The sequence below is a fragment of the Streptomyces sp. NPDC045470 genome (assembly GCF_040646595.1).
In the GTDB taxonomy this organism is placed as follows: domain Bacteria; phylum Actinomycetota; class Actinomycetes; order Streptomycetales; family Streptomycetaceae; genus Streptomyces.
In genome coordinates this window covers 1,182,706-1,200,845 of record NZ_JBEZAN010000001.1, presented here as the reverse complement: position 1 = coordinate 1,200,845, position 18,140 = coordinate 1,182,706, and the positions used below count along the sequence as shown (strand labels likewise).

Annotated in this window: 9 protein-coding genes; 5 read left to right on the top strand and 4 right to left on the bottom strand. The window is 70.5% G+C overall.

Translation table 11 applies throughout. From position 1 onward, the window contains the following. Positions 1 to 91 precede the first annotated feature (91 nt). The 4 genes from AB0A97_RS05110 to AB0A97_RS05095 form a co-directional block, all read right to left on the bottom strand. A complete protein-coding gene (locus tag AB0A97_RS05110; RefSeq protein WP_361144533.1) occupies positions 92 to 1,777 on the bottom strand; it encodes an NAD-dependent malic enzyme in 1,686 nt (561 codons plus the stop codon). A 178-nt stretch (positions 1,778 to 1,955) separates the two neighbouring features. Then, positions 1,956 to 2,534: a helix-turn-helix domain-containing protein gene (locus tag AB0A97_RS05105; protein ID WP_361145298.1), complete on the bottom strand. Its 579-nt coding sequence runs from the start codon at positions 2,532 to 2,534 to the stop codon at positions 1,956 to 1,958. A 134-nt stretch (positions 2,535 to 2,668) separates the two neighbouring features. Beyond that, entirely contained in the window at positions 2,669 to 4,999 is a 2,331-nt protein-coding gene (locus AB0A97_RS05100) for a YhgE/Pip domain-containing protein (RefSeq protein WP_361144530.1), read from the bottom strand. After that, positions 4,971 to 5,783, bottom strand: coding sequence for an ATP-binding cassette domain-containing protein (locus AB0A97_RS05095; RefSeq protein WP_361144527.1), 813 nt, complete (start codon positions 5,781 to 5,783; stop codon positions 4,971 to 4,973). The genes AB0A97_RS05100 and AB0A97_RS05095 overlap by 29 nt, the downstream gene beginning before the upstream one ends. 205 nt (positions 5,784 to 5,988) lie before the next feature. Here AB0A97_RS05095 and AB0A97_RS05090 point away from each other — a divergent pair, with 205 nt between their 5' ends. The 5 genes from AB0A97_RS05090 (at position 5,989) to AB0A97_RS05070 (ending at position 18,018) form a co-directional block, all read left to right on the top strand. Then, complete coding sequence (locus AB0A97_RS05090; protein WP_361144524.1) at positions 5,989 to 8,901, top strand: glycosyl hydrolase family 65 protein; 2,913 nt, start codon at positions 5,989 to 5,991, stop codon at positions 8,899 to 8,901. Between the two features lie 249 nt (positions 8,902 to 9,150). After that, positions 9,151 to 10,869, top strand: coding sequence for a penicillin-binding transpeptidase domain-containing protein (locus tag AB0A97_RS05085; RefSeq protein WP_361144521.1), 1,719 nt, complete (start codon positions 9,151 to 9,153; stop codon positions 10,867 to 10,869). Positions 10,870 to 10,964: 95 nt separating this feature from the next. Next, the gene (locus AB0A97_RS05080) at positions 10,965 to 12,233 is read left to right on the top strand and encodes an esterase-like activity of phytase family protein (protein ID WP_361144519.1); all 1,269 of its coding nucleotides are present in this window, start codon (positions 10,965 to 10,967) and stop codon (positions 12,231 to 12,233) included. A gap of 110 nt (positions 12,234 to 12,343) precedes the next feature. After that, complete coding sequence (locus AB0A97_RS05075; protein ID WP_361144517.1) at positions 12,344 to 16,348, top strand: ABC transporter ATP-binding protein; 4,005 nt, start codon at positions 12,344 to 12,346, stop codon at positions 16,346 to 16,348. Positions 16,349 to 16,596: 248 nt separating this feature from the next. Beyond that, positions 16,597 to 18,018: a S28 family serine protease gene (locus AB0A97_RS05070; RefSeq protein WP_361144515.1), complete on the top strand. Its 1,422-nt coding sequence runs from the start codon at positions 16,597 to 16,599 to the stop codon at positions 18,016 to 18,018. The last annotated feature ends 122 nt before the right edge of the window (positions 18,019 to 18,140 follow it).

Below are 18,140 nucleotides of genomic sequence, written 5' to 3'. Positions count from 1 at the left end.
GTGTGTCGCCCGACTGCCGGCCGGCCCACTGCTCTTTGGCCGACGTCACGCGCACACGCATTCCCATTAGACCTAGCGGGCCGACGGCTCGTCAACCGGATGGTGTCGGCGTCTGCCCGTACTCCGGCTGCCACATCGCGTCCTGCACCGCCTGGACGACATCCTCGGGAGCCACGCGCGCGACTCCCTCGCCGACGGCCGTCCGTACCACCGCGACCGCGACGGCAGCCGAAGAAGCACGCAGATTCTCCACCTGCGGCAGCAGCGGCGCTCCCGGGCCGCCACCGGCACGCCCGGCGACCTGCCCGGCGACCGCGTCCGCGGCGGCCAGCAGCATCCCGGGCGTCAGCCGCTCGGCGCGCGAGACCACCACGCCCAGCCCGATCCCCGGGTAGACGAGAGCGTTGTTGGCCTGGCCGATGACGTGCCGGACGCCGTCGATCTCCACCGGGTCCACCGGGATGCCGGCTGTCGTCAGCGCCCTGCCGCCGGTCCAGCGCAGCAGGTCCGACGGCATCGCCTCGATCTTCTCGGTCGGGTTGGAGAGCGGGAAGATGACGGGCCGCTCGACGTGCTCCGCCATTTCCTGCACGATCTGCCGGGTGAAGGCACCGCGTACGGTCGAGGTGCCGATCAGAACGGTCGGGCGCACGTTCCGTACGGTCGTCAGGAGATCGATGTCATCCCGTTCAGCTCCACCGTCCCCCCACCCCTCGACCTCCTCCTTGCGCCGGGCGTAACCCCGCTGATAGTCGCGCAGCCCGTCCATGGCGTCGAGCAGCAGTCCTGGCCGGTCGACGAGCCAGATGCGGCGGGTCGCTTCGGTGCCGTCCAGGCCGTCGCGGACCATGGCCTCGCGTAGCTGGTCGGCGATGCCGACGCCGGCTGTCCCGGCCCCGAACACCACGACGCGCTGCTCGCGGAACGGTACGCCGGTGACGTCGAGTGCGGCCCGGACGGCGGCGAGCGTGATGGCGCCGGTCCCCTGCATGTCGTCGTTGAACATGCGGTAGCGCTCGCCGTACCGCTCCAGGAAGCGCCGTGCGTTGCCCGCGCCGAAGTCCTCGAAGTGCAGGAGCGCGTCCGGGTACAGCGTCGCGACCGTGTCCAGATACGCGGCGACGAAGGCGTCGTAACGTTCGCCGCGCGCCCGGCTGTGCCGTACGCCGAGATACAGCGGGTCGTTGAGCAGCGTCTCGTTGTCCGTACCGACGTCCAGAACCACCGGCAGGCACCGCGCGGGATCGATCCCCGCGGCCGCCGTGTACACCGCCAGCTTGCCCACGGCGATCTGGATGCCGTGCACGCCCCAGTCGCCGATGCCGAGGATCTGCTCGGCGTCGGTGACCACGACCAGATCCACCTCGTCCGGCCCGAGACCCAGCTCCTGGAAGGAGCGGCGCAAGTCCTGGGGCCGGTCGATGCAGAGGAAGACGCCGCGCGGGCGCCGGTACTCATGGCTGTACGTCTTGATCGCCTCGCCCACGGTCGGGTCGTAGACGATGGGCAGCAGCTCGGCGAGGTGCTCGGTGAGCAGCCGGTGGTAAAGCACCTCGTTGCGGTCGTGCAACTGCTCCAGATGGTTGTACGCGGCCAGGTCGTCGGGCTGGCGGCGGAGCTGCTCGTACGCGCGCCGCGCCTGCTGGTCCAGCGTGAGCACCGCGTCGGGCAGCCGGCCGACGAGCCCGAGACGGTCACGTTCGGCGGCGGTGAAGGCGGTTCCGCGGTTGACCAGCGGATCGTTCATCACCCAGGGGAGCCGCGGCTGTCTGCTCATACGTCCGCACTCCCCGGCTCGTCTGCCGCCTGCCCGGCCGGTCACACGTACCCCGGCCGGTCTCAGGTACCCCGTCCAGTCTCACGCGAGAGCCCCGCCCCCGCATCCGGTGGATGCGGGGACGGGGCTCTGACCTGCGTGTACGACGCGTGCTCGGCTGGTCCGTGTGAATACGGTGTCAGTCCGTGCGGAGGGGACTGACCCGGCCCTGAAGCAGCCGCGACAGGGAGGCGTGCACGTCCTCCACCGAGCGGTGCGGCTGGAACGACAGCCAGTCCAGTGCGGCTACGAGCACCATGCCGAGGAGGGCGGAGGCCGTCAGCGGGACGTCGAGTTCCTCGGTCAGCTCGCCGACGTCGACGGCGTCCCGCAGCACGTCCTCGACGACGGCGACCGCCCGGCCCCGTACGGACTGCAAGGTCGGCTGCCAGACCCGGTTCGTACGCCACAGTTCCGCCACGTAGAGCTGGGTTAGGGAGGGCGAGCCGGCGATGAAGTCTAGGCCCGCCCGGATCATCGCGTCCAGCGCGTCGACCCGGGTACCGCCGTCCACCCGCACCGCCCGGTCGGCGGCGTCCCGGAGGGAGGCGGCGAGCAGGTCGACGCCGTCCCGCAGCAGCTCCTCGTAGAGGACGTTCTTGCTGGCGAAGTTGTAGTAGACGGTGCCCTTGGCGACACCGGCGCGTTCGGCGATCTCGTCCACCGTGGTGGCGGAGAAGCCCTGCTCGGCGATGAGGGTGACCGCGGCGTCGAACAGCTTGCGCCGGGTGGCGCCGCGGCGGGGCCCGTGGGCCGGGGTGACGGCTTCGGGTCCGGCGCCGGGAGCGGCGCCGCGAACGGCGCCGCGAACGGCGCCGCTCCCGTGCCTGCCCCGGTGCTGGGTCCGCACGCTCACAGGCTCAGTTCCGGGTGCAGGTCCTTCATCCGTACGACCTGCCGGCTGCGCGCCGTCAGCGAGGTGAGCGCCAGCGCGGCGATGGTGAAGACGGCCAGGACGATCGAGCCCTGCCACACGATCCCGAGGTCACCGCCGGTGATGAGCCGGCGCAGGCCGTCCACCACGTAACTCATCGGCAGGAACGGGTGGATCGCGCCGAAGAATCCGGGGCTGGTCTGCACCGGGTACGTACCGCCCGCCGACGTCAGCTGAAGCATCAGCACGACGAGGGTCAGTACGCGGCCCGCCGGACCGAACTGCGCGCCGAAGAACTGGATGATGGCGGTGAACGCGGCCGTCGCCAGCAACAGGAAGCCGATGGTGGCCCCCGCGCGTTCCATCTCCAGGCCGAGGCCCCAGTGCAGTACGGCCATCAGGGCCAGCACCTGCACGACGCCGATGGCGAAGGCCGGCAGCCAGGACCCGAGCGCGATCCGCCAGCCCGGCGCCCCCGCGGCGAGCGCCCGCTTGCCGAGCGGCGCGAGGAGCATGTACGCGACCATCGCGCCGACCCACAGGGACAGCGGGATGAAGTACGGGGCCAGTCCGGTGCCGTAGTTGGGCGCCTTGTGCATCGACTTCGAGGCCAGCTCGACCGGGTTCGACATGACGTCGGTACGGGCGTCGCGGTCCTTCTTGTCGTAGTCCGGGATCTTGTCCACACCGCTGTTCAGGCCACCGGCGAGCTGGTTGGAGCCGTCCTTCAGCTTGTAGACGCCACCCTTGAGGTCGAGCGCGCCGTCCTCCAGCTGACCGAGACCGTCGCCGATCTTTCCGGAGCCGTTCTTGGCGTCGCCGATGCCGTTGTGGAGCTGGCCTGCGCCGTTGGCGAGGTCACCGGCACCGTTGGCGAGCTTTCCGTTGCCGTCGGCGATCTTGCCCGTACCGTCCGCCACCTTGCCGCTGCCGTCGGCGAGCGCGTTGATGCCCTGGACGAACTGCCCGGCCCCTCGGGAGATCTTCTGGGCACCGGCGTTGAGTTCGTTGATCTGGCCGATCGCCTTTTCCGCATTGCCGGCGATGCCCGGGGCCTTGTCGGCGACCAGCTCGGCACCCCTGTGCAGTTCTCCGAGCTGCGTACGGAGGTGCTGGAGGTCCAGCTTTCCTATGACTCCGTCAACCTTTTCCGCTGCGTCGGCGGCGAGTGCGGTGCCTGCCGCGATGCCCTTCAGCTTCGCGCAGTCGGCCTTGTCGGCGGAAGCGCCACCGCAGCTCTCCTGGTAGAGGGACTTGGCGTCCTCAGCGTTCTTCCGTGCCTCGGCGGCAGCCTTGGCGGAGTTCCCCGGCAGCTTGCCGAGGTCGTCGTTGAGAGCCTTGCTGAGGTCGGCGACGACGCGCGCCTTGTCGGCGATCTCCTTGCTGTGCGCCTTCAGGAACGGCAGATCCTGCTTGGCGATGCCGTTGACCTTGTCGGCGAGCTGCTTGGTGCCCGCGGCCACTCGGCCGGCGCCGTCGCTGAGCTGCTTGCCCTTGGCCTGAGCGGTGCCGAGGCCCGAGTTCAGGTCCCTGGCGCCCTTGTTCACGGCGCCCGCGCCCTGGCTCAGCTCACCGGACTTGTCGCGCAGCGTCCCGGCGCCCTTGCTCAGGTCACCGGACCCCTTGTCCAGCTTCCCCAGCCCGTCCGTCAGCTCGCCATTCTTGTCCTTGGCCGTGCCGAGGCCGTCGGCGAGCTTGTCCGTGCCGTCCTTGGCCTTGCCCAGGCCGTCGTCGAGCTTGGTGGCGCCGTCCGCGGCCTTCGCGGTCTGGTCGTGCAGATCCGAGAACGACACAAAGATCTTGTCGTAGAACTGCCGCGACGACTTCGCCGACGTCTTCGCGCGGATCTCCGAGAAGATCGTCTTGGAGATCGAGCCGACGATGTAGTTGTTCGCGTCGTTCGTACGGACCTGGAGCGCACCCGTCTCCGGGTGGTCACCCGAGCTGGAGGCGATCCGCTCGCTGAAGTCCTTCGGAACGGTCAGGGAGAGGTAGTACGTACCGTTCTCGACGCCCTTCTCGGCGTCGGCGGAGCTGACCTCCTCCCAGTTGAACGTGTTGCTGTCCTTGACGTTCTTGACGAGTTCGTCGCCGGCCCGGACCTTCTTGCCGTCGGCGGTGGCGCCCTGGTCGTCGTTGACGAGCGCGACCGGGATCTTGTCCAGGTTCGCGTACGGATCCCAGAACGAGCACAGGTACAGCGCGCCGTACAGCAGCGGGATCAGCATCAGGGCGACGAGGCCCAGCCGGGGGAGCTTGCCCCTGCCGAAGCGCTTGAGCTCAAGCGCGGCGAGCTTCGGCGAGCGCATGGGCTGCTTCCTCCTCGTGGATGTCGGTCGTACCGGCCGTGCCGGTGGTCGAAGTGGGGGCGGGGGTGGCGGCGGGTTCGGTGGCCGCGGGCGCGGTCCGTACGACGACCGCGTCGCGCGGGGCGGTGCTGGCCGCCGCCACCACCGTCGTGCCGTGCAGGGCCAGGTCCCGCAGCATCTGCCAGGCCAGCGAACGCTCGTCCTCGGAGAGCTTGAGGTCGACGTCGTCGACGGCCACCAGCCGCGGGCCGTGCATGACGGCCAGCGCGAGCGAGAGCCGCAGCGCCTCGATGCGCTCCAGGTCCCGTACGGCGGTGCGCAGTCCCTTGGGCAGGGTGGCGGGGTCGAGGCCGACGGCAGCCAGCGCGGCCTCGATGCGGGCCCGCGTCGCCTCCTTGTAGCGGCGGCCCCAGGGCAGCCGGGCGCCGAGCGAACCGGCCATCCGGTGGCCCAACAGGGCCTGCTCCTCCAGGTGTTCCCCGGCGGTCAGCGCCGGTTCCAGGTCGGCGACCCCGGGGACGTGCGCGATGGCGGTGAGGCTGCGCACCGTACCCATGCGCTTGGGGAGGGGGAAGCCGGCGACCGTCGCGTGGCCCTCGGCGAGCTTCATACGGCCGGTCAGCGCCAGCAGGAGACAGGTGCGGCCGGAGCCCGAAGGGCCCTCGACGGCGATCAGCGCACCCGGGTCCGCGGTGAGGTGGACGTCTCTGAACGCCCACCCCCGCGGGCCTTTCACTCCGATTCCCCTGGCGTTGACCGCCGCCCCCTGGCGGGTGGTGTCCACGGCCCCTCCTTTGATCTGACTGGTCAGTCTAAAAGTGTGCCGTATGGAGTGGGCTATTGACCAATCAGCGGGCGATCCTGTGAACTCCGTCATGTGGCGGGTGGGGCGCTCCGATGCTTTTGGGGCGTTTGTTGATGATGTTCTCGGTGTGGTCCGTGGTGCTGAGCGCACGGCCGCACCGGTTGGACACTTGCGACGGAGACCGATGACTCACTCGGCCAAACTGATCGCCCCGCTCCTCGCGGGGGCCCTCGTCACGACGCTGCCACCGGCGTCGGCGGCGGCATCCACTCCGGCATCCACGTCGACTTCGGGCGCTCCGACGGCAGCGGCGGTGCAGGCCGCTGGGCCTGCTGGGCCTGCCCAGCCGTCCAGTGCCTCCTGCGCTCCGCGGGATCTGGACCGGTCCGGCGCGCGACCCTCCGAGGGGAAACGTTCCGCCGCGACCGCCGCGACCGCCGCGACCGCCGCGACCGCCGCGACCGCCGCGACCGCCGCGGACGACGGTGACGGCTGGACCCCCACCGCCACCCGTATCGACCCCGAGGACGGCCACCACGCCTTCGTCGGCAACGGCTACCTCGGCCAGCGGATAGCCCCCAACGGCGCCGGCTACACGGCCCCCGGTGAGACGACCGGCTGGCCGCTGAAGACACCGCGCTACGACGGTTCCTTCGTCTCCGGCCTGTACGCACGCGGCCCGGAGAAGCTGAAGGGCCGCCAGGCCATCGCCGCGCTCCCGACGTGGACGGGCCTCGACGTCACCGCCGCCGGCGACCGCCCGCAGACCTTCGACTCCTCGACCCCGGCGGGCCGCCTCTCGAACTACCGCCAGACGCAGTTCATCCGCTGCGGACTGGTCCGTACGTCACTGACATGGACAGCCGCCGACGGCCGCGCCACCGACCTCGTGTACGACGTACTCGCGGACCGCACCAGCGCGCACACCGGCGCCGTACGGCTGCGCATGACACCGCACTGGGACGGCCGGGCCACCGCCACCGACCGTCTCGACGGACGCGGCGCGCGCCGTATGACGCAGACCGGCGGCGGCGCGCGGCCGGGCGGCGGCCGCACGATGGACGTGACCTTCCGTACGGACGGCACGAACACGGACGGCGCCATCGCCTCGGCCCTGCGCCCCGGCCCCCAGGTCCGCCCGCTGGACGCGACCGCGCAGCACGCGGGCGCGGCGAAGGACCTGAGCAATCAGCAGAGCGTGACGTTCCCCGTACGGGCCGGGCGTTCCTACGAGCTGACCAAGTACGTCGGTGTCGACACCGCCCTCACCTCCCGTGCTCCGCGCGCCGCCGCGACCGCCGCCGCGCAGCGGGCCGCGGACCGGGGCTGGGACGCCCTGTACCGGAAGCACGCCGCCGCCTGGCGGAAACTGTGGCGCAGCGATGTCGAAGTGAAGGGCCGCGGACAGCGGGACGTGCAGGCGTGGGTGCGTGCGGCGCAGTACGGGCTGCTGTCCAGTACGCGTCCCGGCAGCAGCGACAGCATCAGCCCGGCCGGGCTGACCAGTGACAACTACGCGGGCGAAATCTTCTGGGACGCCGAGACCTGGATGTACCCGGGACTCCTGGCCGCCCACCCCGACCTGGCCAAGTCCGTCGTGGACTACCGCTACAAGACCCGGGCCGGAGCCGCCGCCAACGCGAAGAAGCTGGGCTACAAGGGTCTGTTCTACCCGTGGACCAGCGGCAGCAAGGGCGACCTCTGGAACGAGTGCCACAGCTGGGAACCGCCGCACTGCAAGACCCAGAACCATCTGATGGGCGATGTGTCCCTGGCGGCCTGGCAGTACTACCTCGCCACCAAGGACACCGCCTGGCTGCGGGAACGCGGCTGGCCGGTACTGAAGGGCATCGCGGAATTCTGGGCGTCGCGCGTCACCCGCAACACCGACGGCAGCTACTCGATCAAAAACGTCGCCGGGCCGGACGAATACAGCAACGGCGTGAACGACGGCGTCTTCACCAACGCCGGCGCAGTCACCGCGCTGCGCAACGCCGGACGCGCCGCCGCACTACTCGGCCGGTCCGTCCCCGCGGCCTGGAAGGACATCGCCGACCGCATCCGCATCCCGTACGACGCGAAGCGCGACGTCTTCCAGCAGTACGACGGCTACAAGAACACGATGATCAAGCAGGCCGACACCGTCCTGCTCATGTACCCGCTGGAATGGCCGATGTCGCAGCGCGCCAAGGTCAGCACGCTCGACCACTACGCCGCTCTCACCGACCCGGACGGCCCCGCTATGACCGACTCGGTGCACGCCGTCGCCGCCGCCGGAGCCGGCGAGCCGGGCTGCTCGACGTACACGTACATGATGCGTTCCATCAAGCCGTTCGTACGCGGCGCCTTCCACCAGTTCTCCGAGGCGCGCGGCGACAAGGCGGGTGCGGGCGACCCGCACGCCGGTTCGCCCGCGCAGGACTTCCTCACCGGCAAGGGCGGTTTCCTGCAGACCTTCACCAACGGGCTGACCGGGCTGCGGATGCGCGAGGACCGGGTGCACCTGGACCCGATGCTGCCGCCGCAGTTGTCCGACGGCGTCACGCTGCGCGGGCTGCGCTGGCAGGGGCGTACGTACGACGTGGAGATCGGTGCGCACAGCACGACGGTGCGGCTGACGGCGGGCGCGCCGATGCGCGTCGAGTCGCCGGAGGGCGAGCGCGTGGTGAGCCGCGGCGTACCCCTGACGCTCAAGACCCGCCGCCCCGACCTCGCGACGACGGACAATGCAGCCCGGTGCACCACGGCGCGCGCCACGTCGGAGGAGCCCGGTATGTACGCGGGCGCCGCGGTGGACGGCAACGCGTCCACCTCCTGGACGCCGGACGGTCCCGACGGCACCCTGACCGTCGACCTCGGCAAGTTGTCGCGGATCGGGCAGATCACTCCGCGCTGGAAGGACGGTGAGCCCGCCTCGTACGTGGCGCAGGTCTCGACGGACGGCAAGCACTGGTACGGCACCGGGTACGACGGGCGCTCGACGGCCCGCTACGTACGGCTCACGATGCGCGGCGCCGAGGTGACGAAGGACGGCCGGCGCCCCGGGCTCGCGGAACTGACGGTGCAGAAGGCCGTGGGCCCGGCGGCCGGGGAGTAGCCGGGAACGGTTCAGGATCTCCCTCGGAACGGTCCAGGTCGTCGAACGTAGCGATCTGGGCCGTTTTCCTTGACGCAGTCATTGATTTGGTCGCTGTCGGCCGCTGGCCCGGGGCGCTGGCCGGGGCGCTGGTCCGGCCATTGGTCTGGACCGAAAGTGACCAATCCGTCCCCTGAACGAGACATCTGTGACCGCTTCCGTCACATAGTGTCCGGACACGCACGGTGTGTCTGACCTGGGAGGGGAACTGTGCGTACGGGTGTGAAGTACGTGGTCGGCGGCGTCTTCGCCGCGATGGTGGGCGTGGCCGGCGTGGGCGCGTACAACGTCTACGAGGCATTCGCCGGCGGCGACTCCGGTACGTCCGGGTCAACGGCCGGTACGACCGCCTCCAGACAGACCGGTCCGCCGAGCGAGGAAGAAGTGCGCAACACCGCGCGCGACTTTCTCGCGGCCTGGAGCAAGGGCGACACCGAGGCCGCCGCCCTCCTCACGGACAACGCCGAGGGCGCGCGCCAGGCGCTGACCGGCTTCCACGACGAGGCCCTGGTGTCGAAGGTGACCTTCGAGGCCGGCCAGAACAACGGCGCGAAGGTCCCCTTCCACGTCACCGCCGAACTCTCGGTGGGCAAGGGCGAGAACAAGGGCAAGGGTGAGGGCCAGGACAAGGCCGAAGGTACGGACGGGAGTAAGGACGAGGGCAAGGGGAAGGGCGTACCGGAGCACGCGACCTGGTCGTACGATTCCGCACTGCGCGTCGTCCGCGGCAAGACCACCGGCAAGGCGCTCGTCGACTGGCAGCCCACCGTGGTCCACCCCGCCCTGCACCGTGGCGAAAGCCTGCAGACCGGCTCCGACGGCGCGCCGCCCGTCAAGGCGGTCGACCGCAACGGCACCGAACTGGACGCCGAAGCCCTCCCGTCGCTCGGTGTCATCCTGCCCGCCCTCCGGGAGAGCTACGGGGAGAAGGCGGGCGGCGTCCAGGGCATCGAAGTGCGCGTCATGGGCGAAAGCGGTCAGCCGGGCAAGACGCTGCACACCGTCGTCAAGGGCCGCGAAGGAACGTTGCGCACGACGCTGGACGCGAATGTGCAGCGCGCGGCCGAAGCGGCGGTCAAGGACTACCGTCAGGCGTCGGTCGTCGTGGTCAAGCCGGGCAGCGGGGACATCCTCGCGGTGGCCAACCACCGTACGGACCAGTTCAACGCGGCCTTCCAGGGCCGGCTGGCACCCGGCTCCACGATGAAGGTCGTCACGGCCGCGATGCTGATGGAGAAGGGCCTGGTCTCCGCGGGCAAGAGCGTGGAGTGCCCGAAGTACGCGTCGGCGGGCGGACGCTCGTTCCACAACCAGGGCATGTTCGCGATCAGCGGCGGCACGTTCTCCGACAGTTTCGCGCGTTCCTGCAACACCGCATTCATCGGCCTGGCCGACCGCCTCTCGGGCACGGACCTGAGCAACGAGGCGCAGGAAGTCTTCGGACTCGGCAAGGACTGGAAGGCCGGAATACCGACGTTCGACGGCAGCGTGCCGCAGAGCGACGGCGCGGACACCCCGGCGGCGCTCATCGGCCAGGGCCGCGTCCAGGCCAACCCGCTGAACATGGCGTCCGTGGCCGCCACCGCCAAGGCCGGGTACTTCTCCCAGCCCGTCCTGGTCTCGCCGGAACTGGACGGCCGGCCGGTCGCCCACGCGAGCCGCGCCCTCCCCCCTTCGGTCGCCGCGCAGCTGCGCGCCATGATGCGGCGTACGGCCGTGAGCGGCACCGGCGCGCGGGCGATGGCCGGACTCAGCGGCGACATCGGCGCGAAGACCGGATCGGCGGAGGCCGACGGCCAGGGCGACGCCAACAGTTGGTTCCTCGGTTACCGCAACGACGCCGCGGCGGCCGCAGTTGTCCAGCAGGGTGGTCACGGCGGCGACGCGGCGGGACCGATTGTCCGAAGGGTGCTCGCGGCGCGCCGCTGAGGGGAAGGGTCGACACTGGGGCGTGCCCGCGTCGGGCCTGCCCGCATCCCGGGGGCACGCCTGCCCCCGGGCGTCGACGAACGGGAGGACCCCTCGTGCGCGTACGTTCCGCGGTTGTCCGTGTCACCGCTGCAGTGCTGGCCGCCGGCTGTCTCACGGCGTGCGCCGAGGGGACACCGGCGGCGGGGCCGGGCCGGGCGGCATCGGCCGGCGCAGACTCGGCCTCGGCCACCGCGGGCCGAACCGCCTCGTCCGCCACGGTTCCGGGAGCGTCCACCGCATCGGCACGTACGGACAAGGGCGGCGGCCTCCCCTCAGCCGCCGGCGGCCAGACCTCGGACTCCTCGGGATCCTCGGCGCCCTCGGACCACAACGACCGCTCCTCGGCCGCGGGCGGCCATCCCTGCTCCCCGTCCGTCTCCCTCGACCGCTACTCCGACGCCCTGGACAAGACCACCTTCCAGGGCACCTTCGTAGGCAACCTCTCCGCACTCGCCCGCGACACCGACGGCTCCCTCGCCGCCCTCTCCGACCGTTCCGTACTGATCGGCCTGGACGGACGGAGCCACCGGCCGGCACGGACAACCAAGATCACTGACGAGAAGGGGGCCGTTCTCGACGCCGAGGGCCTGGCCGTCGAACCGGGCGGGCGCTACCTCGTCTCGTCAGAGACGGAACCTTCCGTACGGCGTTACGACCGTTCCGGCGCGCTCCTCGGACGGCTGCCCCTCCCCGAGGCGCTCCAAGTGGCGCCGGCCGGGCGCGCCCAGTCCAACCAGACCTTCGAGGGCCTCACGCTCGCCCCCGGCAGCGGCACGCTGACCGCCGCCATGGAAGGACAGCTCACCGGCGACGGCAAGGACAGCGCGGGACGCCCCCTGCTGCGCTTCCAGACCTGGCAGCGGCAGGGCTCCGGAACCCGCCCTGCCCCGTACCGGCTGAGCAGGCAGTACGCGTACCCGGTGGACGCCGGACTGGGCGTCTCCGAGATCGCCGCGCTCACCGACGGCCGGCTGCTCGTCCTGGAACGCGGCTTCACCGCCGGCGTCGGCAACACGGTGCGCCTCTACCTCGCCGATCCGCGCCGGGCGAGCGACGTCAGCGGCATCGGCGCACTCCCCGGTGGCAAGGCGGTACGCCCCGCCCGCAAGAAGCTCCTCGCCGACCTCGGCGCCTGCCCCTCCCTGGGCGCCCCCGCACACCAGCCGCAGACCAATCCGCTGCTGGACAACATCGAGGGCATGGCGATCACCGGCCGCGCGCCCGGCGGGCGGCTGCGCGTCATCCTGGTCAGCGACGACAACGAGAGCCCGAAGCAGATCACCCGCCTCTACAGCCTGACGGTGCGGCCCGGCGGCCGTTAATCGTTGACGGCGTCAAGGGTTTTCCCGTTCCCGATTGTTGCGGCGGAATGAAATCCGCTGCCCACGGCGTTGGAGCCTCCTGGTGAACGACGAGACGCGGGAGGCAGCGCGTGACGGGGACGGGGAGCGGTCCAGCGGAAAAGGGCGGCGGCTGGGCACGGCGGCTGACGCGCCTGTGCTGGCAGTACAAGAAGGACGTACTGCTCGCACTCGGCTCGTCACTCGCCGGAATGGGCGTGATGGCCCTCGTCCCGCTCATCCCGAAGCTGATCATCGATGATGTCATCGTCAGCCGCGACCGCCCGCTCGCCCCGTGGGCGACTCTGCTGGTCGTCGCCGCGCTCGCCGTCTACGCGCTGACGTACGTACGCCGCTACTACGGCGGACGGCTGGCGCTCGACGTCCAGCACGACCTGCGCACCCGGATGTTCCGGTCGATCGCGCGGCTGGACGGGCACCGGCAGGACGAACTGAGCACCGGCCAGGTCGTCGGCCGGGCCACCAGCGACCTGCAGCTCATCCAGAGCCTGCTGTTCATGCTGCCGATGATGATCGGGAACGTACTGCTCTTCGCGATCTCGCTGGTCGTGATGGTGGTGCTCTCCCCACTGCTCACCGTCGTCGCCCTGGCCGTCGCCCCCGCCCTGTGGTTCATCGCCCAGCGCAGCCGCAACCGTCTCTACCCCGCCACCTGGTACGCGCAGGGCCAGGCCGCCGCCGTCGCGGGCGTCGTCGACGGCGCGGTCTCCGGTGTCCGCGTCGTCAAGGGTTTCGGCCAGGAGGAGCAGGAGACCGGCAAGCTGCGTACGGTCAGCCGCCGCCTCTTCGCCGGCCGGCTCCGTACCGTACGGATGAACGCCCGCTACACCCCCGCCCTCCAGGCCGTGCCCTCGCTCGGGCAGGTCGCCATGCTGGCCCTCGGCGGCTGGCTGGCCACCAACGGGCAGATCACCCTCGGCACCTTCGTCGCCTTCTCCACCTACCTCGCGCAGCTCGTCGCGCCCGTGCGGATGCTCGCGATGATGCTGACCGTCGGACAGCAGGCACGGGCCGGTGTGGAGCGGGTCTTCGAACTCGTCGACACCGAGCCGATGATCGAAGAGCGCCAGGACGCGCTCGAACTCCCCGCCGACGCGCCGGCCACTGTCGAGTTCGAGCAGGTCTCCTTCGGCTACGGCAACGGGCGGCCCGTGCTGGAGGACTTCTCGCTGCGCATCGAGCCCGGCGAGACCGTCGCCGTCGTCGGCACGTCCGGCAGCGGCAAGTCCACCGTCTCGCTGCTGCTGCCCCGTTTCTACGACACGACCGCGGGCCGGGTTCTGGTGGGCGGCCACGACGTACGCGACCTGAGCCTCGCGTCGCTGCGCGCGGCCATCGGCCTCGTACCGGAGAACAGCTTCCTGTTCTCCGACTCCCTGCGCGACAACATCGCCTACGGAACCCCGGACGCCACCGACGAGCAGATACGTATCGCCGCGCGTGCCGCACAGGCCGACGGCTTCATATCCGCCCTGCCCGACGGGTACGACACCGAGGTCGGCGAACAGGGCCTGACCCTCTCCGGCGGCCAGCGCCAGCGCGTCGCGCTGGCCCGCGCGATCCTCACCGACCCGCGGCTGCTCGTCCTGGACGACGCGACCTCCGCCGTCGACGCCCGCGTCGAGCACGAGATACACGAGGCCCTGCGCGGGGTGATGGCGGGCCGTACGACGCTGCTGATCGCCCACCGCGCCTCCACCCTCGCCCTCGCCGACCGCGTCGCCGTCCTGGACGGCGGCCGGCTGGTCGACATCGGTACGCGCGAGGAACTGGAAGGCCGCTGCGAGCTGTACCGCCGCCTGCTGACCGATCCGGACGAGCTGGGCGGTACCGGTGTACCAGGCGGTACCGGTGTACCAGGCGGTGCCGACGAGCCGGGTGGGGTCGATGAGCTGGGAGGCTCCGGCGAGCTGGGCGGTACCAGCCTGGAGCGCCCCGGCTTCGGCGGAGAGTCCGCGGCGAGCGGTTTGCTGGAACGCCCGGTTACGGCGGATTCCGGCGCGGCCGCTCCGTCCGAAGCGGTACCCGACCACCGCGTCAACGGCATCACTCCCCATTTGTGGAAACGCTTCGACACGGAAGCTGACACCGGGCCCGGCACGGCCGCCGGAGCCCCCGAAGCCGCGCCCGGCATGGCCGCCAGCCCGGAACTCCTCGCCCGGGTCGCCGCCCTCCCGCCCGCGACCGACACCCCCGACATCGACGAGGAGCGGGCCGCCCGCCCCGAGAAGTCCTACGGTCTGCGCCGGCTCCTGCGCGGTTTCGGCGGCCCGCTGGCCGTCGCCCTCGCCCTGGTCGCCGTCGACGCCGTCGCCGGACTGCTGCTCCCGGTCCTCATCCGGCACGGCATCGACGACGGCGTACGGCGCGCACAACTGGCGGGCGTCTGGACGGCCGCCGGCCTCGCGCTGTTCGTCGTACTCGCCCAGTGGGCGGCCCAGATCGGCTCGAACCGCATGACGGGCCGCACCGGCGAACGCGTCCTCTACTCGCTGCGCGTAAAAATCTTCGCGCAGCTCCAGCGCCTCGGCCTCGACTACTACGAGCGCGAACTGACCGGAAAGATCATGACCCGGATGACGACGGACGTGGACGCCCTGTCCACGTTCCTGCAGACCGGTCTGGTCACCGCCGTCGTCTCCGTACTGACCTTCTTCGGCATCCTCGTCGCGCTCCTGGTCATCGACGTCCAGCTGGCCCTGGTCGTCTTCGCCACCCTCCCGCCGCTGATCATCGGTACGTACTTCTTCCGCAAGCAGAGCGTGAAGGCGTACGAACTCGCCCGCGAACGCATCAGCGTCGTCAACGGCGACCTCCAGGAGAGCGTCGCCGGACTGCGGATCGTGCAGGCGTTCCGCCGCGAGCGCAGCGGCGCCGACCGGTTCGCGGAACGCAGCCACGCCTACCGCGCGGCCCGCATCCGCGGCCAGTTCCTGATCTCGGTCTACTTCCCGTTCGTCCAGCTCCTGTCCTCCGTCGCCGCGGCGCTCGTCCTGATCGTCGGCGCCGGCCGGGTCGGCGCCGGCACCCTCACGGCGGGCGCGCTGGTCGCGTACCTGCTCTACATCGACCTGTTCTTCGCCCCCGTACAACAGCTCTCGCAGGTTTTCGACGGCTACCAGCAGGCCGCCGTCTCGCTCGGCCGCATCCAGGAACTGCTGCGCGAGCCGACCACCACACCCCAGGCCGAGAATCCGCGCGCGGTGCGCGAGCTGGCGGGCGAGATCACCTTCGAGGACGTGCACTTCCGGTACGGGGGTGCCGCCTCCGAAAGCGAAACCGGCACCGTCTCCGAAGCCACGGGAGCCTCACACGCCTCCAGCAGCCCCAACGCCACCGACAGCTCCAACGCCTCCGAAATCTCCGACAGCTCCACCGTCACAGCCCTCTCCGGCATCGACCTGACCATCCCCGCCGGGCAGACCGTCGCCTTCGTCGGTGAGACCGGTGCGGGCAAGTCCACCCTGGTCAAGCTGGTGGCGCGGTTCTACGACCCGACGGCCGGCACTGTCCGCGTCGACGGTACGGACCTCCGCGAACTGGACCTCACCGGCTACCGGCACCGCCTCGGCGTCGTACCGCAGGAGTCCTACCTGTTCCCCGGTACGGTGCGCGACGCCATCGCGTACGGGCGCCCGGACGCCACCGACGCCGAGGTGGAGGCCGCGGCCCGGGCGGTCGGCGCCCACGACATGATCGCCGGGCTGGACGGCGGCTATCTCCATGAGGTCACCGAACGCGGCCGTAACCTTTCCGCAGGCCAGCGTCAACTGCTCGCGCTCGCCCGCGCCGAACTCGTCGATCCCGACATCCTGTTGCTCGACGAAGCCACCGCCGCGCTCGATCTGGCCACCGAGTCCGCGGTCAACGAGGCCACGGACCGGCTGTCTGGACGGCGTACGACGCTCGTGGTGGCGCACCGCCTGACCACCGCGGCCCGCGCCGACCGGGTCGTGGTCCTCGCCCACGGCCGGGTCGCCGAGGACGGAACCCACGCCGAACTCCTCGCCAGGGGCGGACGCTACGCCGAACTGTGGCGCGCGTTCACGGGCGAGGAAGAGCCGGTGGCTGCCTGAACGCCCGCGACGACGCCCTGCCCGCCAAGGTGCCGTGCGCACCGGCGTCCGGTCGGCCGCTGAGCTGACCGGACGCCGTCGACGGACGACGACGTCGGGCGGCGGGCACCGGGTGGCGGGCGGCGGGCGCTGGGCGCTGGGTGGCGCGACCACTTACCACCGTTCCTCTCCGAAAAGAAGGGGCTGGTGGGACCGTTGCCGCGCCGATAGGTTCACCCCGACCTTTGCTGTCCCAAGGGGAGGGTGCAATGCGCAAGGCCATCAGATGCCTGCTGTCACTCGCGGTGCTCATAGGCACGGCGAGTGCGGGCACGGCGTCGGCGACCGCGGCCACCGCCGTGAAGCCGAAAGCGACCGACATCAAGGACCGGATCCTGGCGATCCCGGGGATGAGTCTCGTCCAGGAGAAGCCGGTCGACGGCTACCGCTTCTTCGTCCTCAACTACACCCAGCCGATCGATCACCAGCACCCCTCCAAGGGGACCTTCCAGCAGCGGCTGACCCTGCTGCACAAGTCCGTCGACCGGCCCACGGTCTTCTTCACCTCGGGCTACAACCTCAATACGGACGTACGGCGCAGCGAACCGACGCAGATCATCGACGGCAACCAGGTGTCGATGGAGTACCGGTACTTCACGCCGTCGCGGCCGCAGCCCGCCGACTGGAAGAAGCTCACCATCCGGCAGGCAGCCAACGACCAGCACCGCATCTTCAAGGCGCTGCACCGGATCTACGACCAGAACTGGATATCCACCGGCGGCAGCAAGGGCGGCATGACCGCCACGTACTACCGCCGTTTCTTCCCGGACGACATGGACGGCACCGTCGCCTACGTCGCGCCGAACGACGTGAACAACAAGGAGGACTCGGCGTACGACCGGTTCCTCCGCACCGTCGGCACCGCCCAGTGCCGCAAGGACCTCGCGGCGCTGGAGCGCGAGGCACTGCTGCGCCGCGGCGAGATCGTCAACCGCTACGCGAAGTGGGCGCAGGACAACAAGAAGACCTTCAAGCTCGTCGGCACCATCGACAAGGCGTACGAGGTCCTCGTCACCGACCTGGTGTTCGGCTTCTGGCAGTACCAGCCGGCTGCCACCGCCTGCCCCGAGGTCCCCAAGAAGACCGCCACCACCGACGAACTGTGGAAGTGGATCGACAAGGTCGGTGGCTTCGACAGCTACACCGACCAGGGCCTTGAGCGCAATCTGCCGTACTACTACCAGGCGGGCACCCAGCTCGGCGAGCCCAGCTACAAGTACGACCACCTCAAGGACCTGCTGCGCTACCCGGGCATCAACAACTCCCGGACCTTCGTGCCGCGCGACATCCCCCTGCACTTCGACAAGAACGCGATGCGGGACGTGGACCGGTGGGTGCGTCATCACGGTGAGCGCATGATGTTCGTCAACGGTGAGTGGGACCCGTGGAGCTCCGAGCCGTTCCGGCTGGGCTCCGGTTCCGAGGACTCGTACGTCTACAAGGTTCCCGGCGGCAACCACGGCTCGAACATCGCGAAGCTGCGGGAGCCCGACCGCAAGAAGGCGACCGAGGCCCTGCTCGACTGGGCGGACGTCGACGCTCCGCAGGGCGCCGAGGCCGCGCCGCTGGCCCCGTACGACAAGAAGCTGGACAAGCGGGACGTCTCGGAGATGCAGATGCTGCGTCCGTGATGTCGGCGCGCGGTGTGTGACGCGTCTCGTGTGATGCGTCTCGTGCGACGCGTTCTTTGTGACGTGTGGCGCGTGGCGTATGACGCGAGACGCGTCACGACTGAGGGACGGCCTGGAGTACG